A 26,601-nucleotide genomic window follows, 5' to 3' on the forward strand; every position below is an offset into this window, starting at 1 on the left:
TCAGCGGCGGAAGATCACGCTACACACACCGGAGTACAACACGATGACGCTGCACGCTGATGACGTATTCGCGCCGCTCGACGATGACCACGTCCTGCAACGGCTGGCAGGCGGCAACGAGACGGAGGTGTACAAAACCGATGACCATCGCCACGTCGTGAAAGTCAAACACGACCTGGGGGGCGCCCGTGACGCGGCGATCCGCCAGGCGCGGTGGATGCGCGATACCGCCGAACGCTACACCGCATGCCTGGGAGAACGCTATACTATCCCCAACTATTTCATTGTGGCGCGCGGCAGCGACGGGCAGGCGCATCCGTTGACGATCCAGCCACTCCTGTCTGATGCATGCCCCCTCGATGCTGTTGACTATCGCGCACTGCTCCCGGCACAACGCGCCCTGATTGCCGCACAACTCAGCGAGATCCTCCGCAGAGCGCACGCTTTCTACCGGGCAACCGGCAGTATGCCCGACCTGTATGGGCAATCCGCCAGAAGCAGCGATGAACGCAAATCCAGGAAGTCAATCCCTCACCTGCCGCAACGCCTCTGGAGTTTCCTGGTTGAACGCACACTGCTGCGATCGCACAACCTGGTGCTGATCCGCGATCCAGAGTATCGAATCGTCCTGATCGACTACGATCCGGTGCGCCGGGGGCGACTGTACCGATTGACATATTTTGCCGTGCGTCGCCTGTTACTGTTGCGTGATCTTGCCGTTCTGGCATGGCTGCGCCTGGGATGGTTGACCTGACGACGTCTGCATCTCCCTGCTGTCCACGCGATACATCCACACAGCGCGTCCATCCGTCATGCCTTGAGACGGCGGTCGGTCGCATAACCGCGCATCCTGAAGAACCATCCGCCGGGTAATCAACCACTGTGCCAGGCTGCACGCCGGATGGGAAAATTGTGATCTTGCTACATTGTCTGGCTTGAAGGCGTCTGGTATAATATCACCAATGAAGGTCGAAAGAGGCCGGCACAGTGGAGTTGTGTTCGCTTTCTTGCCGCGCAAGATCAATCAGGAGCAGCGCTCCTAGAACGTGAACGATTATGGGTGATAATCGCTGGCTGAAAAATAGTTTCGTCTACCTCATCATTCTTGTTGCTGCGTTGGCGCTGTTCATCAATTACTTCAACAATGCGCAGGGTCAGCAAGAGGAACGCGGCATCTATCAGGTGCTCGCCGATGCAAAAGCTGGCAGAGTTGAGAAGATCGAAGCGCAGTCGGGCAACTCCGAAATCCTGGTGACGTACCGCGATACCAGGGCTAAGGTGCGGTCACGCATCGAGTCGAACGATAGTATTACGATGCTGCTTGTGCAGGCAGGCGTGCCGCTCGACGCAGTGAACGTCGAGGTGCGCGCAGCGCCAGCATGGGGCGGTCTGCTGAATGTCTTCACGTTCCTGCTGCCAGTCTTACTGATGATCGGCTTCTTCATCTTCTTTATGCGTCAGGCGCAGGGGTCGAACAATCAGGCGCTCTCGTTCGGCAAGAGCCGGGCGCGGATGTTTTCCGGCGATAAGCCGACGGTAACATTTGCCGATGTTGCCGGTCAGGAAGAAGCCAAGCAGGATTTGACAGAAGTCGTTGAGTTTCTCAAGTTTCCCGACAAGTTTGCCGCCCTTGGAGCGCGTATTCCGCGTGGTGTGCTGATGGTAGGTCCGCCAGGAACCGGCAAGACCCTCCTGTCACGCGCGGTTGCCGGTGAAGCCGGGGTGCCGTTCTTCTCGATCTCCGGTTCAGAATTCGTCGAGATGTTCGTCGGCGTCGGCGCCAGCCGTGTGCGCGACCTGTTCGACCAGGCGAAGCGTAATGCCCCCTGCATCGTCTTCATTGACGAGATCGATGCCGTCGGGCGTCAGCGCGGCGCCGGGCTTGGCGGCTCCCACGATGAGCGTGAGCAGACCCTCAACCAGATTCTGGTCGAGATGGACGGCTTTGATACGAATACGAATGTCATCGTGATTGCAGCCACGAACCGCCCCGATGTGCTCGACCCGGCACTGGTGCGCCCCGGTCGCTTCGACCGCCAGGTGGTGCTCGATGCTCCGGACGTGAAAGGGCGCATCGAGGTGCTCAAGGTGCATACCAAGGGCAAGCCGCTCGCCGATGATGTGCAGTTCGATGTGATCGCGCGTCAGACCCCCGGTTTCTCCGGTGCGGACCTGGCGAATGCAGTGAACGAGGCGGCAATCCTGGCGGCGCGCCGCTCGAAGAAGAAGATCGGCATGGCAGAGTTGCAGGACGCGATTGAGCGCGTGGCGCTCGGTGGTCCGGAGCGCCGCAGTCGGGTGCTGACCGAACGTGAGAAATTGCTGACTGCATACCACGAATCGGGGCACGCCATCGCCGCCGCTGGTATGCCCAAAGCTTTCCCGGTGCAGAAAGTGACGATCGTGCCGCGTGGACGCGCTGGCGGGTATACGCTCTATCTGCCGGAAGAAGATAGCATTCGCTACACTACCGCATCGCAGTTCGCCGCACAACTCGTGTCGGCGCTCGGCGGGCGCGTGGCGGAAGAGATCGTCTTCGGTCCTGATGAGGTCTCGACCGGCGCCGCAGGTGACATTCAGCAGGTGACGCGCATTGCCCGCGCAATGGTGACGCGCTACGGTATGAGTCCGAAGCTCGGTCCGATTGCGTTCGGTGAGCGTGAGGAACTGATCTTCCTCGGGCGAGAGATCACCGAGCAACGCAACTACAGCGACGATGTCGCGCGCGAGATCGATAATGAAGTGCATCGCATCGTTTCGGAAGCGTATGAGCGCACACGCCTGATCCTGACGCATAACCGCGAGGTGCTGAACGATATGGCGAGTGCGCTGATCGAGTATGAAACGCTCGATGGCGAACGCCTGAGAGAATTGCTCAGCCGTGTGGTGAAGATCGATGAGATCGAGAGTCGGGTGAACGGCGGCAACGGCATGCTGACCACGCCATCGGGCATGAACGTTCCGTCTGCACAGGCATAACCACCGCGCCAGGCAGCAACAGGGGAGGCAATGCCTCCCCTGTTTTGTTTCTGTATGCTATAATGCCAGAACGATGAGATAGCTTTTTCTGACACGCGGCAGTTCTGGAGAGTCTGGTTATGTCTGGTCACTCGAAATGGCACTCAATACGGCGCACGAAGAGCGTGCTCGATCAGCGGCGCGGGCAACTCTTCACCAAACTGGCGCGCGATATTACGATTGCAACGCGCGAGGGAGGCAGCGGCGACCCCGAAGCAAATTTTCGCCTGCGCCTGGCAGTTGATAAAGCGCGCGCCGCCAATATGCCGATGGAGAACATTCAGCGCGCTATTGATCGCGGCCTGGGCAAAGGTGGCAGCGATGCCGCTGCGATTGAAGAGATCTACTACGAAGGGTACGCCCCTGGCGGCGTGGCGCTCTTAATCGAAGCCGCCACCGATAATCGCAACCGCACCGCTTCTGACGTGCGCGCAACCATGACGAAGAATGGCGGTAGCCCCGGCGAACCAGGTTCAGTCAGCTGGATGTTCGAAACCAAAGGGCTGATCACCATCGATCTGTCGGTCAAACGCCTCGATCCAGATGAAGTGATGCTGATTGCCATCGACGCTGGCGCAGAAGACGTACAGATCGACGACGATATCGTTGAGGTGTACACCGATTTCAAACAACTCGCCGCAGTGCGTCAGCACCTGATCGCCGCCGGGCTGCCGGTGACCGGCGCCGAAAAGACCATGATCGCCAAAACGACGGTGCAGCCTGATACCGCCGATGCGCTCAAGGCGATGAAACTGATCGAGAAACTGGAAGACCTCGACGATGTGCAGAAGGTCTACAGCAATCTGGATATCACCAGCGAACTGGCGGAACAGTTTGTGCAGGGTTAATGGGTGACTGCCACGCGGACAATCGGGATCGATCCTGGCACCGCCCGGATGGGATGGGGCGTCGTTGAAGAAACGGATGGAGTGCTGCGTCTGGTCGATTGCGGCGTGTTGACCACATCGGCGGAATTGTCGCAGGCAGAACGGTTGCTCCTGCTCTACAACGAACTTCGCCATTTGATTGAACAATACCACCCTGCCGCTGCTGCTATCGAAGAACTCTTCTTCGGCAAGAACGTCAATACCGCGCTGACCGTCGGGCAGGCGCGCGGTGTTGTGCTCCTGACCCTCGCCCAGGCAGGCATTCCCGTGTACGAATACAAGCCGCTGCAAGTCAAACAGGCGCTGGCGGGGTACGGCGGCGCCGATAAGCGTCAGATGCAGGAGATGGTTCGGCTGACCCTCCGCCTCCCTGCCATTCCGCGCCCCGATGACGCCGCTGATGCCGTGGCGGTTGCGATCTGTCACACCTACGCCGCACCGATGATCCGGCGCATCGAGGAAGGTCGGTAGATTGCTGCCGGGCGCTGATATGGCCCTTCTCTACCCAGCCTGGCACAACCCTGCGCTCACCTTCTACCCCACCGCCTGCGCGAAAACCAATCAATCATGGTGTCAGGCACAGTTGACTCAATACCCAAACAGTTTCTTCAGGAAAGATTTCTGGTAGATAGGTCGTGTCGAGTTAATAATATGCTGAGAGAAATCAGAGTCATCCAAACGCATGAAATCAACAATGTCATCTTTTCCCATAACTTCAGAGCTAATCACCCCAGCATCACCAACAATTCTCTCCCAATCCCTACTGGCGTCAATGGCTATCAGCAAATGAGGTGGTTCACCACTTTTCGGATTGTAGAACTGTACCAGGTATGCCCGATTTACGAATTTGTTTTTTGCAAAATACTCGCACAATGCTTTGACCAGACTGGTAGGGTAAACAGCAGGCCGCCCAATGAGGAATGCAGTCTCTTCCTGGGCAGTGTATCTTTGGTCAGGCTGGAAAATAGACCCGTCTAACATTCGCTCAATCTCTTGCGGAATGAATTCCTTTCCATAATCAGAATCAGGATTTAATACAATATGGACATCCCTGGTAAGCTCGAAGAAATCTCTTCCTTTTAGTACTACATATGCCGTCTCAGAACTAATAAATTCCTGTAATCGTTGTAGAGACGAAAAAACAGGCAACCAGGCCTGTCCGTTCCTTTCAATTTTGGGGACTTTCAATTCAAAACTTTCCGACATGGTGTTGTTTTGCTCCTCGGAATCGCTTTCAGCATAGTTAATAATAAAAATGTCTGCTTCCAACAAATCACGATAAAACTGTGGCCTGTAAGATGGGTTCAGCGCAGCGCGCATGAGTGATCTTTCCAGATCGTTGACTGGTTCAAACATAGTTCCTCAACAGTGCCTCACAGCACTGAGCTCAGCCGTGCCGCAGGCGTCGGGTGCAGTAGGTGTGGGGCGGCATTGGTTTGAGTCTAGTTGCCCTTATACTCAAAGAAGAATAATCCATTTCCATCGATACCAAGTGCAACAAACTCTTTGCCGCCCCAAGGCTTCTCTTCTAAAGTTCCATGTGGATGTATAACGCCCGTTTGCTTGTATTCTGCGTAGAGAGATTCAATATCGCTGACTGCCACCCTACAAGCAGTGTTTTCAGCAATATTCTTATCCTGACATTCCCATAAATGGATCTCTACTGCGTCACGTTTGATGGCGGCATAATCGCCATAGTCGAATACTTCTGTAAATCCCATTTTATTCTTGTAAAATTCAAGCGAAGCCTGTATATCAGAAGCGGGGAATTTTGGTATGGCATATCTAAACATCATCTTGTGAGCGATTTGTTGCACGGTTATCCGTCTTGATTGCTAATCATTGAATCGGAACGCAAAAGTCCATAACGTGCTCATAGTAGATCTCATAATTGGGGCGTCGCAGATCGACAGTAAGTTGATGTTGTGGTACATACTCAGCAAAGAAACGTCTTATAGTCTCTCCTATTGTAGCCGAATCTTTCTCAAGTGATAGAATTGCATAACGCCCACCTGGGAGTTGTTTGGTGTGAATATCTTCTGTGTTCAAGGGCGCGATTTCCAGTTCCAAAGCGCACTCATAACCGATTAATTGTGCGCCGTTGATGTTCGGAATTCCAATGACCTTGAGCGCCGATGGGTCGTATCCTTGCTGTCGAGCCCAATCTTTTATATTTTCAAAGCCATCTCGAATTTGGTCGTTATAACTGCCTTTCATTTGTTGTAGAAGAACAGACGTATAGACAATCATTGTCGGTGGCAAGTCTCGGATGGTAACGTGTAGAGGTTGTACAACATAAATATTCATCAAATTCTCCTATACTTGAAATTGAGGTTGTACCAAGCATTATTGAAGGTAAGATGGCAAAAGCGGCCCAACGGTATGTGCTTAAGCCGCTGCGCGGAGCAAGCGCGAAGCGCGAGCGGAACACAGTCGGCTTAAGCGCGGGTTAGCCAGCCGCCCTGTTAGGATGATGCAAACTCCGCTATGGCTACCTGCCGCTTCGTAGCAAAACTTTGACGGTGAAGTTTGATGCGCTCAATCTCGTGCAATGTCTCCACCGTGAAATAACTTTCACCACAGTGGGGACAACTTACCAGCGGAATGTTCTCAATGACCAGCAGGTTATCACCCTTGCCATAACTGCGAGTCACATAGCGAATGCGCGCGCCTTCTTTACCACAAATGTCGCAAACCATAGCGTCTTCTCCTACAAACGGTACACCGTGATGATGACCAATTTGCCCGTGAGACCAATATTGCCAACCACCGCGATGTCATCGCCTGTTACAGTGTGTCCTCTGACCAGATACTTCCACTCGCCTGTTTGGGCATCCTTCTGCCGCTCTACAATTTCTCCTGTGAGAATACCACGCTCTACGTCAAAAATCGTCAATTCATCATCGCTCATTTCTTCTTCGGCGTGCAAAGTCTTCACATACTGGCGGTTACGAACCTTATCACGCATTTACTTCAAAATGCGTTGGAACACAGATCTCCCCACACAAAAGATGACTTCATCGCAATTTTACTCGATTCAGCTCCAAAAAAATGCAGGCTAACTATTGATTATACGAATTCCGCCTTTCTTTTCTCCAAGGCGTCTTAGAGCGTGATCAAAAACTAAAATCTCGGATAAAGCCGATTCAGGAGCATTGCGATAGAACCAAGATAAAGAAAGGCTTCGCTTGATTCTGGGTTGCGGTTGTTGCGGCGAATAATTATTCGCCGCAACAACCGATTGCGTCCCGCCCACGCAATCGATCGTTCCACCACCCATTGCTTCGGAATAACGGCAAATCCTTTTGTCCAGGCGGTTTTTCAATGATATTCTGGCGTATCGCCGTGTTCTTTTGCATCCATTCATCTAACCCCTGTTTCTATCCTTCATCCACCCGAATCTCGTGCATCCGCGGCGATCAATTTCGGTCGGACGCCCGCCTTTGGACGACGGGGTGATGACCAGCGGCGCGATAGCGGCCCACGGTTCATCGGTCAGATCGGTCGCATCGTTCGTTGGAGAGGATCGACGCGCACGGTGCGGCATCACAGATTGCTCCTCATCAGAACGGCATGGTTGCTCTCATAATACCACAAATCCGGATTTCTGATCGCCCTCTAAGATGGGTTCAGCGCAGCGCGCATGAGTGATCTTTCCAGATCGTTGACTGGTTCAAACATAGTTCCTCAACAGTGCCTCACAGCACTGAGCTCAGCCGTGCCGGGCGTAGCGAGGCGTCGGCTGGAGCGAGTGGTTAGCCTGCCGTGCCCCCTTATGAGAAGAAACGCTCATAATCATCGTGACTGCCAATCCAAAACCACGTCATAGTATCACCCTCAAGAATGCCCAAAGCGCGATAGCCGCGTGTGACTCTCACGGACCAGACATTCTCTTCACGATTGATGCACTTAAAATGCAGAGAAGGATGAAAAGGACTCTGCGCCCACAAACGATAGGCTTTCCTGGTGCTACGCTTGATGTCTTCTTCAAGGGACACATAGGCCGTCCAAAAAGATGGCAAGGCGGCCGATTTCATAATTGATCATAATCCAGCGGTCGCGCGCGCCCTTCAGCAATTTCCTGCTTAGCGCGGCGTGCAACCGCCACGAGTTGCGGTTGTGTTCGCTTGAACAAGCTATCCCATTCCAGTTCGTCTTGTAGGTCTGCGAGATACTCGCGCAGATGTTCCACCACCTGGTCTTGCACCGTTTCGGGCAAAGATTCCAGCATTTTTATCACCGTCGCAATAGCTGGAGATGTCATCGCTAAAGCCTCTCTTTCAGTCCTTTCATATGTCCCACACGATTGATTATACGTACCTGCGGTGGTTGAGACAAGGCGGGCTAACCTGTTTTATACGGATTCCGCCTTTCTCCCCTCCAGAGCGTCTTATACAGATTCCGAATAGTCTGCTCCCATGCGCGGAGATGTATCATAACCCCCGGCAACCGCTCTGATCTACGCACAACCGCCGACTTATTGTAACACGAGAATTGTAATAGAACCAGAACCCAGGAAACTGCCAGACCAGTTCGCGATGCGCTGCGTCTCAAACACTATTCCATCCACACTGGGAACGTTTATGCGGACTGGTCCAACACTCCATTCTGTTCCACTACAAACGCTTCTGTGCTTGCATTCCGATGATCCTCGGCGGCATGCGGCGTGTGCGCCGCCTGTCGGTTTCAGGCGCGTCGGAGCGCCCCAACCTCTGCAGAAGCCAACGGGTGTGCAGCACGGGTGCGGCGCACGCAGCCCTGGCGCGCCTGCCCAACGTCCTGCGCTTCACCGGCGCCGCGAAGCGCAGCGGAGCGGCGTCAGGTGCAGGCGCGGGTTGGGCGCGTGCCCATGCTGGCTATAGCGAGTATACAGACACGAGCACCTGGCGTGTCGCCTGGCGTCGTCCGCGCAGGCTTTCTTCTATCGTCTTGAGCACGTTTGCTGCGTAGTAGCGTGTGCCACATTGGGTGCATACACCAGCGGGCACATTCTCGATCAGGACGTATTCTTCGGATTACATTCTCTGATGCTGAACAGCACTGTTGTAGCGCCAATCTTCTCGCGCACGCCCAACATTTGAATTCACCAGACTGCGCAGCTTTTCGCGCAGATCCGTGGAATGATGGTTGGGCATCTTTTTCCCCAGCTGCGTGTTGGGCGACACGGTCAGGTTAGCGCTGGAGGTCCTTGTGCGCCTCTGCATAGATGCGGAGAGCGGCCTGCATCCGTTGTTCGTAGTCATCACCCTGGGCTTTGAACCATGCCAGGACATCCGGGTCAACCTGGATCGTCACCGTGACCGTGTGCCTGGGCAGCCGCACCGTTGCTCGTTTGAAGAACTCTTCGGTTAAGGGCGGAATATCCGAGGTATCGATTTCATCGTCGGTCATCGCATCGATGCGCGCCCAGTCAGTTGTTGGTCTGGTTCTTCCGCTCATCCCACTCAAATCGCACAGGTGCAGTATAGCCGGAGAAGGTGAGAAAGACAAGCCTGTTCACTGGGGGAAATCATCTGATGAGCCAGCACATATCTGGCTGGCTCCTGATCCTTACACGCGTCTCTTCAACAATCCATAGAAGGTGTTCAAGCGGCTTACTGGAAAGCAGTGGCATCAGATGCTCAATGCCCTCAAGAACACAGACTCTCGTCAATCTTGAACATCATCGCGTTGTCTATGCAGGGATGGCGACCACCCGCTCGCGGGCTAACTCAGCAGCGTATAAAAGAGCGGCCTGCACCGCTTCCCGATTCAACGATGGATAACTGCGCAAAACCTCATCCAGCGAGAGACCCGCAGCCAGATTGTCGAGGATGACCGAAACCGGAATGCGTGTGCCTTTGATACAGGCTTTCCCATGACAAACGCCTGGATCAACAACAATGTAATCTCGCCAGTTCATAAGCAGTCTCCCTGGATCATCGTTCCTTCAGATTATACCGTGTTTCTTCCGCCTCGCCCGATGGCGTCGGGCTTAGCCATGCCGCCGAAGGCGGAGTAACTATTCTAAAGACCATAAGACGAGTAGTTGTCGAGCGTGGCGGGAAGCATACGCGGCGCGCCACAGGGCCGGCGGAGGACTACACCGATTACCGGCAGAACCACGGAGTGCAACAGGCGCTTCCCGGCGGCCCAACGCCAGGCATCAGCCGTGCGTGGAAGAGTGCCCGGCAACGCACGGGCGGTCGGCACACGCACAACGTTCCAGATCACCCTGAGACCGCGCGTCGGCTGCATGCGGTGTTGGGCGACCAGGCATGATGAGGGCCGACCCGAAGGGAGCGGAACGACTCCGGCGCATCGTGACACTTTGGCTTGTCAGTTCCGGGCGTGCTATATCGGGAAGTGCATCCGTGGTTCCGGGTTAGTGCGGTGCCGGGCTGGGATGACCATTTGTGGTATGGTTGTCCCGTTATGCGCACGTCCGGGGTGTGCAGAGGCTGGCGCCGTTCGCAGTTGCAACGTGCCGTGTTCGGGGCGATGTGCAATGTCAGCCGACCAGCGCACCAGGAAAATCTTCCCTATGAACTCAGGATCTTTCTCCCTTGCTCCTGAATAATGGTTTGATGTATTATGTGAGACATCTCCGCAATTGCCCTTACCAGCGTCTGTTGAACGTCATGCTTCGATATTGAGCGCTTAATGGTTCCAATAGGAGGTTGTTATGACGTGGAGTACGCAAAGCCCCCCCGTTAGTCTTTGACTACAACGATCCGCCGTCTTACACACCCGCTTATGATCCTGGTGGCTACCGCATCAAGAGCGTTTCGGTCCACGCGACAGGCCTCAACTTGCCGGGCCACATGGCGATTACTCCTGATCGTCGTGTTCTGGTGAGCGAGTTTGGTGCAGGTATTATTCGTGATGTCACAGAGCCGGGCGATTATCGCAATCCGACCGTGCGTCGCTATGCCTGGAATCTCAAGAATCCCGGCAGCATCCAACCCATCACTGATGGTCGTATCCTGGTTGCCGATGCCGGTGCTGGCGCGATTGTGGACGTCAGTGAACCGGGCGAAGTAACAGCCAGAGACGTGCTATACGAAGGCATCTCCCACCCGTATAGCTTGGTGGAATTCCGGCAGCGCCTTCTGGTGTCCTTCTCGGACAACCTAATGGTGGGCATGGCCGAGATCAAACCCGGTGGTCGTTACTTACCAGAAGATGTTTTCGTTCATGGCTTTCCCGTAGTGAAGACCCTGGAGCCATATCCTGCATTGCTTGGGTGTGGTGGCAGCTGGGTTGGCATGATCCTTGATGATCGACTCGTTCTTGCACATTCAGCACTCGGCGCAATTTTCGATGTTACTGCAGGTGGGATCTTTGATGAGCTGCGCGCCTCACGCTATACGTGGGGGCTGACACTCCCCTTGGGTATGACCGTTGACCCTGTGGATGGCAACCTCTACGTGACCGAGCGCGGCACGGGCGTTATCAAACGCATTCCCAAGGTCGGAGGTTATGCTCGCTTTGCAGAAACGTTCATCGCCGGGTTTGCCGAGCCAAGCTGTATTCGCTTTATGCCGGACGGAACGGAAGCATATGTGTGTGACAGATCCTGGAATGCTGTCTACCGATTAGAGCTTGAGCGTCGATAGTTGAGGGAAAGCGCTCACAGGGCGGTCCTGTGAGCGCCTTCTACATTGTCGTGCCAATGAAGCTTCTTTCCGACACAGCACGGGAACGGTCGGTTTGGGCCAATCGTGATTTTTTGTATCTCTGGGGCGCCACTGTCATCAGCCAGCTTGGCACACAGATCACCTTTCTCGGGCTGCCGTTCCTCGCCGTCACAATGCTGAACGCCACTCCGCTAACCAGCGTGCTGGCGACGCTTGGCTGGGTGCCAGTGGTCGCGCTGGGGTTCGTCGCCGGGGCGATCATCGACCGTGGTCGCCGGCAACCGGTGTTGATCTGGTGCGATGTGGCGCGGGCAGTGGTGCTGCTGACCATCCCGATCGCCTGCCTGTTCGGCGGGCTTTCGCTCTGGCAGCTCTATGCAGTGGTGCTGCTGACGGGCGTGTTCAGCACCTTTTTCGACACGGCCTACCAGGCGCGCGTGCCCTCCCTGGTGCCCGCCGGGCAGCTGGTTGCGGCTAACAGCGGGCTTGAGATCGCCCAGTCGGGCACCCGCATCGTCGGTCCCGGGCTGGCGGGCGCGTTGATTGCGTTGCTCACCGCGCCGCTGGCGATCCTGCTCGACGCTCTGAGCTATCTCCTCTCGGCCTTGCTGCTCCTGGGCATCCGCGCGCCGGAAACGGTGTCCGACATGCCGCCGTTGGGGACACGCGCCAACCGACCCTTGCGCGTGGACATCAAAGAAGGGCTGGTGTTCTTCTGGCGCGAGCCATTGCTGCGCTCACTGGTGGGATGTACGGTGCTGATGAGTGTTGGCTGGGCGCTGGTCGAGGGCATTTTTCTGTTCTACCTCATCCGCACGCTGGGGCTTGACGCGGGGCTGACCGGTGTGATCTTCAGCGTCGGCAACGTGGGGTTGCTGGTCGCCGCCGCCGTGACCGGGCGCCTGGTTGGGCGCTGGGGGTTGGGACCGGTGGTGGGGAGCGCAGTGGTGCTGCACGCTGGTGGCATCCTGCTGATCGCGCTAGCGCCGCTGGCGCCGTTGCCCTTCCTGATCACAGGCTATCTGGTGCGGGCAGCGGCAGTGGTGGCCTACAACATCAGCCAGGTGACGATACGCCAGTGCGTCACGCCATCACAGATGCTCGGGCGCGTCACCGCGACGGCCCGGGTGATTAGCTGGTCGAGCATTCCCAGCGGGCTGATCATCGGCGGTCTGCTGGCGACAGCCATCGGGCTTCAAACAACAATCTGGACAGGGGCGCTCCTCAGTTGCTGTGCTTGCATTCCGATGATCCTCGGCGGTGTGTGGCGAGTGCGCCGCCTGTCGGTTCCGAGCGCGTTGTAGCGCCCCAACCTCTGCAGAAGCCAACGGGTGTGCAGCACGGGTGCGGCGCACGCAGCCCTGGCGCGCCTGCCCAACGGTCGGGTTCAGCTTCACACGGAGCGATGCGGAGCGCGTCGGGTTCATGCCGGTGTTGGGCCGCTGATCGTCGCCCGGCGCGGACTGCAATTCCCCCACGCCGGGCGAATCCGTCATCTGGTGCGCTCACCTCACCGCCGACCTCGTGCCGCAGGGCAGCGGTAACGTCCAGCAGCCAGGGGTGAAGCTGACACCCCGTGGCATTGACCGTCGGGGCAAGGGCAGCCACGCTCACGTTGTCGGGGGCTTCGGCGATCACGCAGGCATTGGTTTCGTCGAAAGCAGAGTAAAAGGCTTCCAGGGCGCCACCCACCGATTTGATTGCCTTCTCAATCGCCGCGCGTCTGAATCATTCGCTTGCAACCGGTCCCTGAGAGAACGTGGCTTGAGAAAGGGAAGCAGTTGAGCCCGCGTCCGGATATGGAAATGTCAGTTCATTTCCATGTCGCAATGCGGGAAATGCGGACGTCACGCGGAAGATAACTGACCTGAATGTGATCACCCGCTTCCGCAACCTTGCGAGGGTTCGAGTCATCCATTCGTTCTTTGATGATAAAGTCATCCCGAAACTGATAGTAGACATAAAAGTCTGTATCATTTCCTCCCCCCAGGCCTGTCATTTCAAAAAAGACAACGCGGGCCTGGCAGAGGATGCCATGCTCCCGATACTCGCGCTCGCACGTCGCCCTGACAGATCTTTCACGATGCCAACCAGCCAGAATCCACCACGCGGCCCAACCGAGCAAAATCCCGGCAGCACCACGCAAAAGCGTGATTTCCCAGCCAGATTTCCCGACGCCGTCAGCAAGCGCCAGTCCAAGCATGATGACAGCCAGCAATCCGACAAGCATCCCAAAAAGAAATACGGTGAAACTGGAAAACTTCAGCGGCTTCCCCGCTTCAAAGACGGGAGTCTGTCCAATTCGTCTCCGAAGCTCCTCAGGCACATGGTAAGCGTACTGAACCTCGTCCCAGCGTCGTTTCATAATCGTTTGATGTCTCAACTTTCAGCCACCACGGGCCAAATCAATGTGGTGATCGGTTTCCCATGGTAAAGTCGCCGTCAATCAGCGGCGCCGCATAGCTATCGGCCACCGCCCGCCGCGTGATACCACATCAGTGAGGATCTGCCGTGGTCTGGGCGTGATCTGCGTTACGCCCGATCTCGATGCGGTACAGCTGAGCGGAGACTCAAACAACGTTGACACGGGGTACTGGTTTCAATGGCTGCCATCCAATGTTCAATCTCAGGGGGCGGAGACAGCAATCTTCGCTGGCTGTCTCTGCGCCTCTCTGGAGCGACGGGTTGGGCAGCAAGATTAGTCCGTGACGACGGCATGTCGCTTGTAGATTCCATTTTCATCGAGCCAGATGAGTAGCCATTCTGAATCCATCCCAAAAAGAGAGCCGCGTTCCGGGCCAGTTATGTAAATCAGGTCTCGCCCTGTGCTTTGGAAATAGGCGGTATCAAGCGAGGGTCCCAACATGTTCTCAATTTCCGAGCGATGCAGTCCGGGCAGTTTTTTCACGACTTCCGCAAGCATCTTTTGCCGGGGCGTGATGTCTCCCGATATGTAGTTTGCGGATTCTGGGTCTAACCAGACCTGACGATCAAACTGCCTGTCGTATGACCCTCCCGGTAACGGAGAGGGCAGCACGTTTGCCAGAACTATGAAAGCAGCAAATGCAGCAAACCCCGCCAAAGCTATCTGCCCTGCTGCTTTTGAACGTGGTCTAACAGGGCGCTTTCTCACTCTCGAGATAACAAGCGCAGCGGTTCCCCACAGCGCGAGCAGAATCAGTAAAGGGACAACCAACATTAACGAGAATGTCAACGACAATAGGAAAAGGGTTGCGCCGAAACCCGGAACAACTTTCGGGATAAGGAGCAAACCGAAATAGAGAGCGAAGCCTGCGAAGGCAATCCACCATGTTCTTGACCAGGCGCCAATCATATTGCTCCCCAACGACATACGCTTCAACCGCAGCGAAGGCGCTGTCGGCTGGAAGCGCTGGTTGTGCGCCATATTACCCTTTATCTATAGAGAGATCAAGTAAACCCTGGACAAACGAGACTCCAGCCGTAGTGCTCAAGACAGGAGCTCGGAAACGTCGTGGTCGTCAGATGAGTCATTTGTTCTCCTGTCGTGAGTTGAGAATCAAGAGCGACAGAGTCCACATACTACACTGCCTGACATTGAGTCGCCCAACTACTATCAGACCGACGCGGCTTTCTATCCCTCTGCGGAGAGTCAGACCGCAGCAGCCTTGGTTGCCTTCTTCAAAGGGCTGTACTTCGTGAAGTCGAGGAGACAACATGATACATCGTATCACGATTGCAATTGACCCGTCAAGGTCATTCTGACCGTCTTTCTGACCAGCATCTTCCACCTCACTGACCGCTTTCTGGCACCACAATTGCGGTGCAGGCAGACCGCGACGACCGGCCGCCACAGAGAGCGCCCAGACCACTCTGCCCGAAGCGCGTCTGCCCCTCATGGCGCCCCGGTCAGAAGGCGACTCAGGCTCGCCACATTCCCGACTCTGGCAATGGTGCGGAACAGACTGGTTGCGTGCGCGGGCCGTGACCCGGCAGCAACGCTGCGCGCCCTGCCTGCAGAAGAGGCGCGACAGGGTGTATCTGGTATTATTGTTTGAAAAAGGTATTCGCGCTCTGCGCCCAACCAGGGGTGCGTAACCGTCGTATCTTGTATTCGGATCATCGTTCCCGCAGAGGAGATGCCGTGACTGCCGAAAACTGGTTCAATCCTTTCGACAACCCCGAACTGGTCGCCGGTTATGAAACCTGGTACGAGACCGACGGGCGCACTGCCGACATCGCCGAGCGTCGTTTGATCCGATGGTTGCTGTCAGGGGTGCCGCAGGCGCAGAGTCTGCTGGAGGTCGGCGTCGGGACTGGTCACTTTGCGCGCTGGCTGGCATCGGAAGGGTATCGCGTCACAGGAGTGGACCTGTCCGCGCCGATGATTGCCGAGGCCGCCCGTCGTGGCAGTGTGCTTCTGGCGCGCGCGGATGCGGAAGCGCTACCGTTCCCCGATAACGCCTTCGACGGAGTGCTGCTGATCACCGCGCTGGAGTTCCTGCCACATCCCGAACGCGCATTGCAGGAGGCGGCGCGTGTGGCGCGGCATGGGATCGTCCTGGGTGTGCTCAATCGCTGGCATCCCCTGGCATGGCAGCGAAAACGCAGCGGATTGCCGGTCTGGCAGATTGCGCGTTTCTACACCCCTGCTGAACTTGAGCGCCTGGTGCGCCGGGTGCTGCATCCGTTCAACCTTCAGATAACGTGGCGTACCACACTGCTGCCCGGACTGTGGTGGTACTCCTCACGCCTGCCGTTGGGCGCTTTTACCGGTATGCGTGTGCTTCTCCTGAAACAGAAGGGGTGACATCATGACGAATGAAGGACTGTCCTATCCGGCCGGTCTGACCGCGCAGGTCAGCATCTACCCGTTACGCCAGCAGCACCTCAGCCCGGCTATCGATGCGGCGCTGGCAATCTGGCGTGAGCGCGAATTGGATGTGCAACCAGGGGCGATGAGCACGCTAATCGCCGGTGATGAAACGACCGTGTGGGAAGCGCTGCGCGCGGCATTTGCGGCCGCAACTGCGCTGGGGGAAACGGTGATGGTGATCACGGTGTCGAATGCCTGTCCCTGGACCCCGCCTGCGCAGAGGTAGCGTGTGCTCAGCAACCTGGATGGGGAGAGGAGGACAACTCACAGGGGTAGATCTTTTGGAAAGCCCCTGCGTGCCATCTTCCGTTTCAGGCATCAGGACGCCCAGACTCCCCCTTCTCCCCTTGTGGGAGAAGGGGGTTAGGGGGATGAGGGGGCAAAGGCGCACGGAAATGCCAGGCGCTCATGGTCTTTGAATACTTAATCCGCTCTAGCCCGCGCAGGCGGGCTTCGCCTTGTCTAGCCAAGGGCTCATGGTCTTTGAATACATAATCCGCTCGAGCCCGCGCAGGCGGGCTTCGCCTTGTCTAGCCGAGGGCTTCAGCCCCACGGCTCGTGCGGTAGAGCGGATTTAATGCTCAATCTCCATTAGCCCCACGGCTAGCGCGGTAGAGCGGATTTAATTGCTCAATCTCCATTAGCCCGACGGCAAGAGGCGCATACCGGATTAAGTTCTCAATCTCCATCAGCCCGACGGCTCGTGCGGTATAGCGGAATAAATTCTCAATCTCCATCAGCCCCACGGCAAGGGGCGAATACCGATTTATACCAGTTCTCATAGAGGTTGAGCCTTAAGAAGACCCTCGCAGGCTCCGAGCCTGCGGGAGGGTGTCATCCGTTGAACCTATCAGGCAAGGTTAAACTCGCCACCGGAAGCGGGCGCCTCCTGCGACACGGAGGATCCAGACGACGGTCAACGTATCTGAGAAATGCTGTCATTTCTTAATCTTCATCCCGTCCCCGCCTGCCCTGCAAGGGCGGGACGCCCGCACTCCGTGGCACACAGCGCAGAGAGGGAACAAACACCGGTGGACTGTGCACCGTGTCCTACCAGAGTCGATCTGACGCCCTTACGACCCCTCGACGCCTTCCTGCCTTTGGGCGCCCATACCCAACGACAGGTCGCCTGGATGCGCGGTTTCACGCTCAGGCGCTGCTACCGGGATCGTCTCGTCTCCGTGCGCCTGATCGACTGGCAGATCAGGCGCTTCGTCGGAGAGCGATACCGGCTCTTGCGGGGCGGCAGATACGGCGACATCGAACGATTCTGATGAAACGTCCGGTTGCTGCGACATCACAGGGGTAGAATCAGCGCGGTCAGCAGGGAATGGCGCTTCCGCCGGTATTGCCAGCAGTTCGATGTGACCGCAATCAGGGCACATCCACGCTCTCGGAGCAATCTGGCATTTCTGAGACGCGCCGACGATGATCGTTCCCTCGGTTGGCGCCGACACAAGATGCTGCCCGCAGCGGATACACCTCGCCAGTCGTTCCGGTGACTCAGGTAGAGAAGGATTGACGTTCACCGCCACGGGGAGCGGGGATGGACGCGGCACGCGCGCGACGACGCGACGATAGACCGCCAGCGTCTCACGTGCAGTGCGCTGCCACGAAAACTGATCCGCCCGCGCACGCGCGAGTCGGCCCATCGTGGCGCGACGATCCGGATCGTCCCACAGCGCCTCGATCATATCCGCCCATGCGCCAGCATCGAGCGCCGGTACATACTCGACCGCGTCACCGCCGATTTCGGGCAGGCTGGAACTCGATGAGGCAAGACAGGCGGCGCCACACGCCATTGCTTCCAGCAATGGCAGACCAAATCCTTCGTAGAGCGACGGATTGACGTACAGACGGCATGCATTATACAGCCAGCGCAGATCGTACTGACCGACACGTCCTGCAAAGATGACGTCATCCGCGAGGCGCAAATCGCGCACTGTCGTGAAGATGTCTTCATCACGCCATCCACGCGCCCCCGCAACCACCAGCCGGTACCCGCGATCGGGTCGCCGGTCGAGACAGATCCGCAGCGCCCGCAACAGGGTCGGCAGGTTCTTGCGCGGTTCGAGGGTGCTGACGAATAGCATAAATGAGCCTTCAGTCAGAGGCACGCCCGATAACACCCGCGCCTCGCCAGGACGAAGCGACAGCGACGTGTAGATCGGCGCAGCAGCCTCATAGATCACATCGATCCGCTCGGGTGGAAGATCGAGAAACTGAGCAATATCCTGCCGGGTCGTTTCAGAAACCGCAATCACCGCATCAGCGCGTGCAGCGCTTTCACCCACCTGCCGGTAATATGCAGCAGCGGCACGGTCAAGAATATCAGGATAGCGCATAAATGCGAGATCGTGGATCGTCACGACTGTCGGGCAGAATCGATAACGAGGCGCAATGAAATCCGGGAAATGGAGAACGTCAGGTCGCGTGATCAGCACTTCCAGCGGCAATATCCAGCGTTCGAAGCGATGATGCGGCGGAGTAAAGAGTGGATGGCGCGCAACGTTCGGCGCGACGACTAGCGGGCGCAGATGATCACGATGCTGAAGACTGATAATCTGGTCATCAGTCGCAACGTGGGCAAGTGCAGCCATCAACTGGCGCGTATATTGAGGAATGCCACCGGTACGATAGGCATTCAAACGGGCGTCGATTGCAATGCGCATGACGCTCATCTAACTTTTCAGGGAATTGCCGCATGCGGCGTTGCGAGTTGCAGCGTGGCAGCGATTGACGACAGGCCAGTATACCGCACAAAGAAGGACCACGGTTCGCTTATTATAGCATATCGATACTGTTCTTCCAGTTGACGACCATTCCCGGCAACGGTACAATGTGATACCGCTGCGTGTGCATAGCCTACCGGCGTTTCTCCGCAGCATCGCATGACTCATCGTTTGCACTGCTGATGTCAACGATATGCTGACAATCTCGCGCGCTTCGATGCCGATCTCCATCCCGTTGCAGATCCGTGCAGCGCGTATGGACGATATTTATCCCATCCTGCGGTTGCACTGCGAAGCGTTCGCCGATAAGTTCGGCGCCGCCTTCGGCGTTCGCGGTACAGCGCGCGGTATCGAGGCGATGGCAGAAGCCTGGCGTCGCCAGGGGCGTAGCGCCCTGCGCGGCATGTTCGTTGCGGACTCTGACGGGCTTGTCGTTGGCACCATCTCGCTGCGCACCTGGGATACAGCCAGCGACGCCAGTGGCGCTGCAGAACTTGCGTTTCATCAGGTGCTGGGCGTATGGGGCGCAGTGCGTTCGATCTTCGCGCTGTCGCTGCTCGATCATACCATTGAGCGGAGCGAGGGGTATATCACCGATGTGGCCGTGCTCGCCCGTTACCGGCGCAACGGCATTGCGCGCGCATTGCTCGATCACGTGGAACAGGAAGCCCGCCAGCGCGGCAAAAAGTTTCTGGGGTTGTACGTCAGTGCGTCGAACACACCCGCTCGTCGCCTCTACGCCAGCGCTGGCTTCGTCGATTATCGGACGCGCCGCTCCTGGCTCGCCGGTCTCATTCTTCACCAACGGAGCTGGATCTACATGCGAAAGGACCTCGCCTGAGGTCCTTTTCTTTCTATCTGGTTGTGCCAACCCTTTGAACACAAGGAGCAGACAATGAGGTCTGATCGCAACAATCCCTTTCGGATCGCCCAGGAACAGTTCGACCGCGCCGCAGCCCTGCTCGATCTGCCCGACAATGTGCGGGAGGTGCTGCGTGTTCCACAGCGCGAATTGACCGTCCGCTTTCCGGTATTGATGGACGATGGTTCCACCCGCATCTTTACCGGATATCGGGTGCAGCACAACCTGGGGCGCGGACCGACTAAAGGCGGCATCCGGTATCACCCAAGCGTTGATATCGACGAAGTGCGCGCGCTGGCGATGTGGATGACCTGGAAATGTGCGCTGGTCAACATTCCTTATGGCGGTGCAAAGGGTGGGGTGGTCTGCGATCCGACGACGCTGTCGTCAGGCGAACTCGAACGTCTGACACGCCGCTTTGCGACCGAGGTCGCCATCGTGGTCGGCAGCGAACGCGACATCCCTGCACCCGATGTCAACACCAATCCCCAGGTCATGGCGTGGTTCATGGATACCCTCTCAATGCAGCAGGGACATACGATCAACGCCGTTGTCACCGGCAAACCCATCCAGGTGGGCGGTTCGCTGGGGCGCAACGAAGCGACCGGGCGCGGTGTCAGCCTGATGGTGCGTGAATGGGCGCGGCGCCAGCGGCGACGCCTGGAAGACCTGCGTGTGGTCGTCCAGGGTTTCGGGAACGTCGGCAGTGTGGCGGCGGCGCTCATCGCGGCGTTGGGATGCCGGGTGATCGCGGTCGGCGATGCCAGCGGCGGGTATCTGTGCCGCGATGGGCTGAATATCATTGAGATGCGCCGGTTCGCCGATCGACATCCGCGCCGTCTGCTGGAAGGGTACAGCGCCCCAGGCGTTGAACGCATCGATAACAAAACGCTGCTCGAAACGCCGTGCGATGTCCTGGTTCCAGCGGCGCTGGAGAATCAGATCACCGATCAGAATGCAGAACGCATTCGCGCCACACTGATCGTCGAAGGCGCGAACGGACCAACAACGCCGCAGGCGGACGCAATTCTCGAAGAGCGCGGGATTACGGTCATACCCGATATTCTCGCAAATGCAGGTGGCGTTACCGTCAGTTATTTCGAGTGGGTCCAGGGATTGCAATCGTTCTTCTGGAACGAACAGGACGTGAACCAGCGCCTCGAGCAGATCATGGTCAACGCCTTCGAGCAGGTATGCGATCTCGCAGAGCAGCGCGGCATTTCCCTCCGGCTGGCAGCATATCTGCTGGCGGTGCGCCGGGTTGCCGATGCCAATCTCATTCGCGGTTTGTACCCCTAGATTCCTTTCCTCCGCGCGTATCCTTCCCTCGCTCTGCAACGGTTCCTTTACGTAGCGCCCGACAGCCTGCCATACCCGCCTTCCCTGTGCCGCACAACTTCAAGCTTCGTCCTGATCAGGCGGTTGGGCGCAACACTATTTGTGAGCGTCGGACGCACGGGAGGAGCGCAATGAAGGATTTGTGCCGTGGGTACATTCTGGTGGTCGAAGAAGATCACGACCTTGGACGATTGTTCGAAGCGGTGCTGACGATTGATGGATACCACGTCACCGTGACGCACCACATCTACGAAGCGCACCGCATACTCAGCCAACGAGAGCCGGACCTGATCATCTTCGACTGGTCGTTGCACAATGCCGCCGGATATGTATGGGTCGATGAACTGCGCACAACTGCACATACCGCGCACATTCCGATACTGCTGGTCTGTGGTATGCAACCGCCGCGCAGCATCTACGAAATGCTGGCAAGCGCAGGTGTGCCGATCATTGAGAAACCGTTCGATCTGATCGCCTTCAACCGCTGTGTCGCAGCGCTGATACAACCCCGCGCGCGTGCGATCGGCGCCTGACGTTTACGTTGCGCCGCCAAAGAAGGCCACGATGCCAAAACGCACGAGCCGCGCCAGAAAGACAGCGCTGAGGAAGATCCAGTACGGCAACCCCATCGCACCCGCCGTAAGACCGGCAACATCGAACGCCGGATTGGGCGGCGCCGAGAGTGCAAACAACACCACAAACGCGCGCCAGGGATGTTCGAGCTGGCGCTGCACCCAACGGTAGAACCGTGTCTGTTCAACGACCCCGCGCCCCGACCGCCCCACAAAGAAACCGACCGACTCGCCAATCACCGAACCAAGCGCGCCGGCAATGCCTACCCCGACCATGCTCAGTCCGGGTGAAAGCGCTGCTACCAGCCCGAAGTAGGGAATGGGCACAACAATTGTTGCGTTGGAAATAAGGGTGATCAGAAACACCCCGATATATCCCAGCGACCCGAGACGATACGCAAGGTCTGGCGGTATTATCAGGTATGCGATGATGTTCAGGGCAACGGCAATGGCGGCGACCAGCATCGGGCGTATCCAGGAGCGCTTTTGCGGAGTGATTACAATCTCCTGGTTGCGCGTCACGCGGCTTTCAGCTTCTGACACGTTGTACCTCTACGATATGAGCCTATCCTTTACGACGGCGCCAGAGCAGCACGCCGCCAGCTGCCAGCGCCACAACAGCCAGCGTGAGCAGAAGGGTCAGATCAGGAGGAGTGGCAGGCGGCGTCGAATCGGCAGGTGGCTTTGGTCGAGCAAGATCAACCGTTCCCGGCGACGAAATCGCTGGCGTGGTCACGATGGTTGGTTGCGGAGCAACGTCGGGAAGTGCGGCGACTTCCGTCGCAACGACCGTCGCACGTGCCTGGGGCGCAACCGGTCCCGATCCATCATCGAGCGCCGCTGGCGCTGCTGCAATGTCGCTGCGCTCTGGAGTCGGCGCACTTTCGCGCAGTTCTAAAGGAGACGCTGGCGCAGGTGTGGGGGCAGCAACCATTGGCACCGATGCCGGGGCGCCGCTCCCCAGCGAACCGATCACGCTCAACGTTCCGATTGCAGCAACCAGCACCGCAGCAAACACGCCGGCAACCTGAAGCAACCGCCCCCAACCCAATCGTGTCGCGGGTGGTCGTTGCAGCGCAACGTTTGCCGGATCGAGCGTAAATGAGCGTGGCGGGCGCACCGGCTCAAGGTCGCGCAGTACCTGCACCGTTGCGCGCAACTCCTCATACGCCAGCCGCAGATTCGCCTCATTATCGAGACGGCGCTCGACTTCACGACGCTCTTCGGCGCTCAACTGCCCATCGATGTAGGCAGAGATTAACTCCAGGTCGCGATCGTTCAGTTGTGGTGGTTGCGTCGTCATCGTGCATCTTCATCGAAGCGAGGCGTAGCCGTATCACTCCCTCGCTCCTGTCTTACTCTTCCCCCTCATGACGAAACCGCAGCGGCAGAAGTTCCCCCTGGCGCAGCACGTCGCGCAGGCGGGCGCGCCCGCGGCTGAGCCGCGACTTGATCGTTCCCACATTCGCGCCGGTCACTTCAGCAATTTCTTCATACGTCAACCCTTGCAGGTCGCACAGAACGACAACCAATCGCTGATCGACCGGCAGTTGCGCCAATCCCGCCTCGATAGCGCGCGCGAGTTCACGCCGCAGCGCAAATTCATCCGGCGACTCGGCGGTATCGGCAAGTTGAAGCGGTGCAGCTTCTTCCGACGAGGTTTCGACCGCAGCATCGAGCGATACAATCGAGCGGCGCTGACGGGCGCGCAACGCATCGTAACAGACGTTGGTTGCAATGCGCAGCACCCACGAACGAAACGATCCGCCGCGGAACGCGCGCAGGTGGCGATATGCCGACAGAAACGCATCCTGCGCCGCATCCGCAGCGCTCTCGGCATCACCGAGCAACCGATAGCACAGGTTGTAGACCCGCCCTTCGTACAATCGCACCAGCGCGTTGAAACTCTCGATATCGCCGCGCTGCGCAGACTCGACCAGGCGCAACTCTTCGTTTGCCACCGAATTCGCTCCCGCCGTATGATCCAGGGCAGGTGTATTATAACCAAACCAACGTTGAAGGTTGAAGGTTGAAGGTGAACGTTCGACCTTCAACCTTCAACGTTTTCAACGCTTACCGGATACCGGCTGACATCCCACGTTTCATCTTCGATCTTCAACGCTTTCTTCAACCTCAACCGCACCGTCGTTCCGCGCCCTGGCCGCGAGTCGATCGTCAGGGCAGCACCGATCGTCCGTGCCCGCTCGTGCATCGAAAACAGTCCAAAATGATTCTTTCGCTGCGGTTGATCGGGGTCAAACCCCCTTCCGTCGTCGGATACCTCGCATTCCCAGCCATGTTCATCGGCGGCGACGGTCACCCGCAAAAGACGGGGATGGGCATGCTGCAACGCATTGACCACCGCCTGCTGAACGATCCGGTATGCCTGGCGTGCAGTCGTGTCGTTCAACGGATAGGCGACTCCGGCGCCGCTGATGATACATGGCACATTGTATAGGGCGCAGATTTCTTCGGTAAACGCCTGGATCGCCAATCCCAGGCGGGTCGCACCAACAAGCGGCGGTTGCAGGCGGCGCATAATAGCGCGCAATTCTTGCGCCGTTTTGATAGCGCGCTGCCGATAGGTTTCACAGACACTGATGGTTTCGTCAACGGAATCGCCTGCCTGCACGCGACGCTGGATCTGCGCCAATCCCAGTGGAATGGCGCCCAAAAATGGCATGACGCCATCGTGAATTTCCTGCGCAATGCGTTCACGCTCCTGTTCCTGCGCTGCGATCATCAGCGCCGGCACTGCCAGAAGCCGCTGAATCTGCGCGCGAATATGCATTGCATTCGCCAGCATGGTTGCGAGCAGTCCGATCAACCGTTCATCTTCCTCGTCGAACGGCTCCTGCGTGCTCCGCGAACCAACGTAGAGCGTCCCCAGTTGTTCTCCTTCGCTTATGAGGGCGCGTGTCATTGCAGGCGACGCGGGCAGGGAGAACGAAACCTCGCGCGCGGCGGATACACGCCGCACCTCCACCCCGCTTCCGGTCGCCAGCCATACTCGATCCGGCGTCAGCGCGGGATGCACCGCCGCCCAATCGCACATTACTGCCGTGCGCACCAGGGCTGCACCATGCTTCGCTGCATCTTCGAGGTTCGACACCTCGTTCATCCGGGTGGCAAAGTCGAGCGTTGCCTGATAGTGATGGTGATGGCGCAAAAAGAAGCGGCGATACAAACGCTGAAATGGATTGTCGGTATGCCAGAAGACGGTCGTTGCGAACGTGGCGAACCACAGCGCCGTAAACATGAGACCATCCACCGGCATGCGGATGATTCCGATCAGCACCACGACCATCACAGCACACGCGACGGTTGCGCTGATATAGATCATCGCCAGGCTGTTCAGCACGCGACTGCGACCGGCAAAATGCTGGTAGCGCAGCATGACATATGCGATACCGGAGCAGAGGATGACCAGAAAGAAGAGAAATGGCTGGAACGACGTGCCCAACGGTGCGCGATACGTCAGCAGATAGTACGCGCTTGCCAGGGTCAGCGGTCCTGCGCCAATCCCCCACGACAGCAGTAACACCCGCATCTGGTCGGCTATTGCCCGATCACCGCGCCATACCCACCATCCCGCGCGCATCAGGAATGCTCCCAGTCCAATGAGCATGGTTATACCGTTGATCGTCGTTGCGATCCCGGGAGCGTCGCCACGCCACGGACGCAGCAGCGGCACGAATGCCAGCATGCTATCGAGGTGCAGGATCATCGTCGTCAGACCGACAGGATGGAGTGCAAAGCGCAGCGGCGCAAACCGTGCCAGAGGACGAGGGGTGAGCAGCGCCAGATGGTAGAGGAACGGCCCGATCCAGGCCATGCTGATCACGATGGTGAAAGCGGTATAATACCGGCCCTGTTCATCATTCAAGCCGTGATACAACCCGACGATCGCCAGCGCCAGGGTGAGGAACAGCGCCGCAGAAGTCTGGTTCACTTCAGCACGAGGTTGCGCCAGCAGCACAATGAGCGCCAGCATCCAGACGAACAGGGCAATCGGCAGGATGCCAAACTGAAGCTGCAACACGTGCAGCCAGGTCAACCGGAGCGCGGCAACCTGGACAGGAAATCGCTCAGTGCCACGACGCACCCCCACATCGACCAGATTTCTGCCATCCTTCGCATCGGCATAGCGCTCAACTTCGGACAGGGGCCAGTGGTATGCCGAGATGCCATTAATCGTCTCGATACAATCCCCGGTTTGCAGCGAACCATCAGCCATTGCGGGCCAGGAGGGCGGCGTGATCGGTGACACGGCATGGCAGCGAATTGCGTCCTGCCAGATGGGAAGGACGCCTATCGACGGTTTCCCGATGAGATTCAGCGAACTGGAAAAACTGATCGCTCCGGCAATCATCGGCGCCACTGCAAAAACGAGCAGAATCGTCGCCTGCCAGGGGAAGTGCTGTCGCTGAAGGTGCATAGCAGGTAGAGTCTCTTGCAGGTGTTACACTGTAACGGATGATAAAGGTTCTGGTTACAATTGCGCGCATCGCACCTGATGTTGAACGGGACGCCACTGCTCAGACCGGGCGTGCCGTTCAGGCAGACTGTACCGTAGCGTTCTGATGTGCAGACTGCGAAACGGGCAATTCCGCGCCGGGCGCCAACGATGACGCGCTCCTTCCTGGAACGCCCGTGCTGCCTCCTGACACAGGCGCCAATCATTGACACTCACATGCCGTCGCAGGAAAGTAGGCGTA

30 protein-coding genes are annotated in these 26,601 nt (G+C 57.6%); 12 read left to right on the plus strand and 18 right to left on the minus strand.

The window, feature by feature from the left end:
* Positions 1–43 precede the first annotated feature (43 nt).
* The 4 genes from ROSERS_RS22460 to ruvC all read left to right on the plus strand — a co-directional run bounded on the left by ROSERS_RS22460 (position 44) and on the right by ruvC (position 4,376).
* Entirely contained in the window at positions 44–754 is a 711-nt protein-coding gene (locus ROSERS_RS22460) for a hypothetical protein (protein WP_011959032.1), read from the plus strand.
* 302 nt (positions 755–1,056) lie between these two features.
* Entirely contained in the window at positions 1,057–2,979 is a 1,923-nt protein-coding gene (gene ftsH, locus ROSERS_RS22465) for an ATP-dependent zinc metalloprotease FtsH (RefSeq protein WP_011959033.1), read from the plus strand.
* 119 nt (positions 2,980–3,098) lie between these two features.
* Positions 3,099–3,866: a YebC/PmpR family DNA-binding transcriptional regulator gene (locus ROSERS_RS22470; RefSeq protein ID WP_011959034.1), complete on the plus strand. Its 768-nt coding sequence runs from the start codon at positions 3,099–3,101 to the stop codon at positions 3,864–3,866.
* 3 nt (positions 3,867–3,869) lie between these two features.
* Positions 3,870–4,376 (plus strand): crossover junction endodeoxyribonuclease RuvC, encoded by a 507-nt coding sequence (gene ruvC, locus ROSERS_RS22475; protein ID WP_011959035.1) that lies wholly within the window; start codon positions 3,870–3,872, stop codon positions 4,374–4,376.
* Between the two features lie 117 nt (positions 4,377–4,493).
* On the opposite strand, the gene ROSERS_RS22480 is transcribed toward ruvC, so the two are convergent.
* From ROSERS_RS22480 to ROSERS_RS22505, 8 genes are all read right to left on the minus strand, one after another.
* Positions 4,494–5,261, minus strand: coding sequence for an enhanced serine sensitivity protein SseB C-terminal domain-containing protein (locus ROSERS_RS22480; protein ID WP_011959036.1), 768 nt, complete (start codon positions 5,259–5,261; stop codon positions 4,494–4,496).
* Positions 5,262–5,347: 86 nt separating this feature from the next.
* Complete coding sequence (locus ROSERS_RS22485) at positions 5,348–5,722, minus strand: bleomycin resistance protein (protein ID WP_011959037.1); 375 nt, start codon at positions 5,720–5,722, stop codon at positions 5,348–5,350.
* 22 nt (positions 5,723–5,744) lie between these two features.
* On the minus strand, positions 5,745–6,212 hold the full coding sequence (locus tag ROSERS_RS22490) for an AraC family transcriptional regulator (RefSeq protein WP_011959038.1): 468 nt from the start codon (positions 6,210–6,212) through the stop codon (positions 5,745–5,747).
* Between the two features lie 158 nt (positions 6,213–6,370).
* Positions 6,371–6,604, minus strand: coding sequence for a type II toxin-antitoxin system MqsA family antitoxin (locus ROSERS_RS25410; protein WP_011959039.1), 234 nt, complete (start codon positions 6,602–6,604; stop codon positions 6,371–6,373).
* Between the two features lie 11 nt (positions 6,605–6,615).
* A complete protein-coding gene (locus tag ROSERS_RS22495) occupies positions 6,616–6,873 on the minus strand; it encodes a DUF4258 domain-containing protein (RefSeq protein WP_011959040.1) in 258 nt (85 codons plus the stop codon).
* A 399-nt stretch (positions 6,874–7,272) separates the two neighbouring features.
* Positions 7,273–7,455, minus strand: coding sequence for a hypothetical protein (locus ROSERS_RS27045; RefSeq protein ID WP_232282715.1), 183 nt, complete (start codon positions 7,453–7,455; stop codon positions 7,273–7,275).
* Positions 7,456–7,678: 223 nt separating this feature from the next.
* Positions 7,679–7,942 (minus strand): ParE family toxin-like protein, encoded by a 264-nt coding sequence (locus ROSERS_RS27465; protein ID WP_011959041.1) that lies wholly within the window; start codon positions 7,940–7,942, stop codon positions 7,679–7,681.
* Positions 7,939–8,169: a hypothetical protein gene (locus tag ROSERS_RS22505; RefSeq protein WP_011959042.1), complete on the minus strand. Its 231-nt coding sequence runs from the start codon at positions 8,167–8,169 to the stop codon at positions 7,939–7,941. Before ROSERS_RS22505 ends, ROSERS_RS27465 begins: the two co-directional genes overlap by 4 nt.
* 464 nt (positions 8,170–8,633) lie before the next feature.
* Here ROSERS_RS22505 and ROSERS_RS27050 point away from each other — a divergent pair, with 464 nt between their 5' ends.
* The gene (locus ROSERS_RS27050; RefSeq protein ID WP_041334357.1) at positions 8,634–8,855 is read left to right on the plus strand and encodes a hypothetical protein; all 222 of its coding nucleotides are present in this window, start codon (positions 8,634–8,636) and stop codon (positions 8,853–8,855) included.
* Between the two features lie 222 nt (positions 8,856–9,077).
* Here the strand turns inward: ROSERS_RS27050 and ROSERS_RS22515 are convergent, their stop codons facing one another.
* Together ROSERS_RS22515 and ROSERS_RS22520 are read right to left on the minus strand one after the other, a co-directional pair.
* On the minus strand, positions 9,078–9,344 hold the full coding sequence (locus ROSERS_RS22515; RefSeq protein ID WP_011959044.1) for a BrnA antitoxin family protein: 267 nt from the start codon (positions 9,342–9,344) through the stop codon (positions 9,078–9,080).
* A 235-nt stretch (positions 9,345–9,579) separates the two neighbouring features.
* Complete coding sequence (locus ROSERS_RS22520; RefSeq protein ID WP_011959045.1) at positions 9,580–9,807, minus strand: DUF433 domain-containing protein; 228 nt, start codon at positions 9,805–9,807, stop codon at positions 9,580–9,582.
* A gap of 901 nt (positions 9,808–10,708) precedes the next feature.
* Here ROSERS_RS22520 and ROSERS_RS22525 point away from each other — a divergent pair.
* Together ROSERS_RS22525 and ROSERS_RS22530 are read left to right on the plus strand one after the other, a co-directional pair.
* Positions 10,709–11,503 carry a hypothetical protein gene (locus ROSERS_RS22525; RefSeq protein WP_011959047.1) on the plus strand — a complete coding sequence of 265 codons (795 nt, stop codon included), beginning with the start codon at positions 10,709–10,711 and terminating at the stop codon, positions 11,501–11,503.
* A 29-nt stretch (positions 11,504–11,532) separates the two neighbouring features.
* Entirely contained in the window at positions 11,533–12,828 is a 1,296-nt protein-coding gene (locus tag ROSERS_RS22530; RefSeq protein ID WP_011959048.1) for an MFS transporter, read from the plus strand.
* Here ROSERS_RS22530 and ROSERS_RS27470 read toward each other — a convergent pair.
* The 3 genes from ROSERS_RS27470 to ROSERS_RS22540 form a co-directional block, all read right to left on the minus strand.
* A complete protein-coding gene (locus ROSERS_RS27470; RefSeq protein ID WP_083763344.1) occupies positions 12,749–13,237 on the minus strand; it encodes a GYD domain-containing protein in 489 nt (162 codons plus the stop codon). The two genes, ROSERS_RS22530 and ROSERS_RS27470, sit on opposite strands and share 80 nt — an antisense overlap.
* Before the next feature lie 100 nt (positions 13,238–13,337).
* Positions 13,338–13,889: a hypothetical protein gene (locus ROSERS_RS22535; protein ID WP_011959049.1), complete on the minus strand. Its 552-nt coding sequence runs from the start codon at positions 13,887–13,889 to the stop codon at positions 13,338–13,340.
* Between the two features lie 333 nt (positions 13,890–14,222).
* A complete protein-coding gene (locus ROSERS_RS22540) occupies positions 14,223–14,930 on the minus strand; it encodes a hypothetical protein (protein ID WP_011959050.1) in 708 nt (235 codons plus the stop codon).
* A 717-nt stretch (positions 14,931–15,647) separates the two neighbouring features.
* Between ROSERS_RS22540 and ROSERS_RS22545 the strand changes: the two genes are divergently transcribed.
* Both ROSERS_RS22545 and ROSERS_RS22550 read left to right on the plus strand, forming a co-directional pair.
* Positions 15,648–16,313, plus strand: coding sequence for a class I SAM-dependent methyltransferase (locus tag ROSERS_RS22545; RefSeq protein ID WP_011959051.1), 666 nt, complete (start codon positions 15,648–15,650; stop codon positions 16,311–16,313).
* 4 nt (positions 16,314–16,317) lie between these two features.
* Complete coding sequence (locus ROSERS_RS22550) at positions 16,318–16,605, plus strand: YkoF family thiamine/hydroxymethylpyrimidine-binding protein (RefSeq protein WP_011959052.1); 288 nt, start codon at positions 16,318–16,320, stop codon at positions 16,603–16,605.
* Positions 16,606–17,452: 847 nt separating this feature from the next.
* Here ROSERS_RS22550 and ROSERS_RS22560 read toward each other — a convergent pair.
* On the minus strand, positions 17,453–19,051 hold the full coding sequence (locus tag ROSERS_RS22560; protein ID WP_157041196.1) for a glycosyltransferase family 4 protein: 1,599 nt from the start codon (positions 19,049–19,051) through the stop codon (positions 17,453–17,455).
* A gap of 253 nt (positions 19,052–19,304) precedes the next feature.
* Here ROSERS_RS22560 and ROSERS_RS22565 point away from each other — a divergent pair, with 253 nt between their 5' ends.
* From ROSERS_RS22565 to ROSERS_RS22575, 3 genes are all read left to right on the plus strand, one after another.
* Positions 19,305–19,952 (plus strand): GNAT family N-acetyltransferase, encoded by a 648-nt coding sequence (locus ROSERS_RS22565; RefSeq protein ID WP_011959054.1) that lies wholly within the window; start codon positions 19,305–19,307, stop codon positions 19,950–19,952.
* 54 nt (positions 19,953–20,006) lie between these two features.
* The gene (locus ROSERS_RS22570) at positions 20,007–21,272 is read left to right on the plus strand and encodes a Glu/Leu/Phe/Val family dehydrogenase (RefSeq protein WP_011959055.1); all 1,266 of its coding nucleotides are present in this window, start codon (positions 20,007–20,009) and stop codon (positions 21,270–21,272) included.
* 170 nt (positions 21,273–21,442) lie between these two features.
* Complete coding sequence (locus ROSERS_RS22575) at positions 21,443–21,844, plus strand: response regulator (RefSeq protein WP_011959056.1); 402 nt, start codon at positions 21,443–21,445, stop codon at positions 21,842–21,844.
* A gap of 3 nt (positions 21,845–21,847) precedes the next feature.
* Here ROSERS_RS22575 and ROSERS_RS22580 read toward each other — a convergent pair whose 3' ends face one another.
* The 4 genes from ROSERS_RS22580 to ROSERS_RS22595 all read right to left on the minus strand — a co-directional run bounded on the left by ROSERS_RS22580 (position 21,848) and on the right by ROSERS_RS22595 (position 26,321).
* A complete protein-coding gene (locus ROSERS_RS22580) occupies positions 21,848–22,426 on the minus strand; it encodes a VTT domain-containing protein (RefSeq protein WP_011959057.1) in 579 nt (192 codons plus the stop codon).
* A 22-nt stretch (positions 22,427–22,448) separates the two neighbouring features.
* Complete coding sequence (locus ROSERS_RS22585) at positions 22,449–23,186, minus strand: zf-HC2 domain-containing protein (RefSeq protein WP_011959058.1); 738 nt, start codon at positions 23,184–23,186, stop codon at positions 22,449–22,451.
* Between the two features lie 52 nt (positions 23,187–23,238).
* A complete protein-coding gene (locus ROSERS_RS22590) occupies positions 23,239–23,844 on the minus strand; it encodes an RNA polymerase sigma factor (protein ID WP_011959059.1) in 606 nt (201 codons plus the stop codon).
* Positions 23,845–23,933: 89 nt separating this feature from the next.
* Entirely contained in the window at positions 23,934–26,321 is a 2,388-nt protein-coding gene (locus ROSERS_RS22595; RefSeq protein WP_011959060.1) for an ATP-binding protein, read from the minus strand.
* Positions 26,322–26,601: the final 280 nt, after the last annotated feature.

The organism is Roseiflexus sp. RS-1 (genome assembly GCF_000016665.1).
Classification (GTDB): Bacteria; Chloroflexota; Chloroflexia; order Chloroflexales; family Roseiflexaceae; genus Roseiflexus.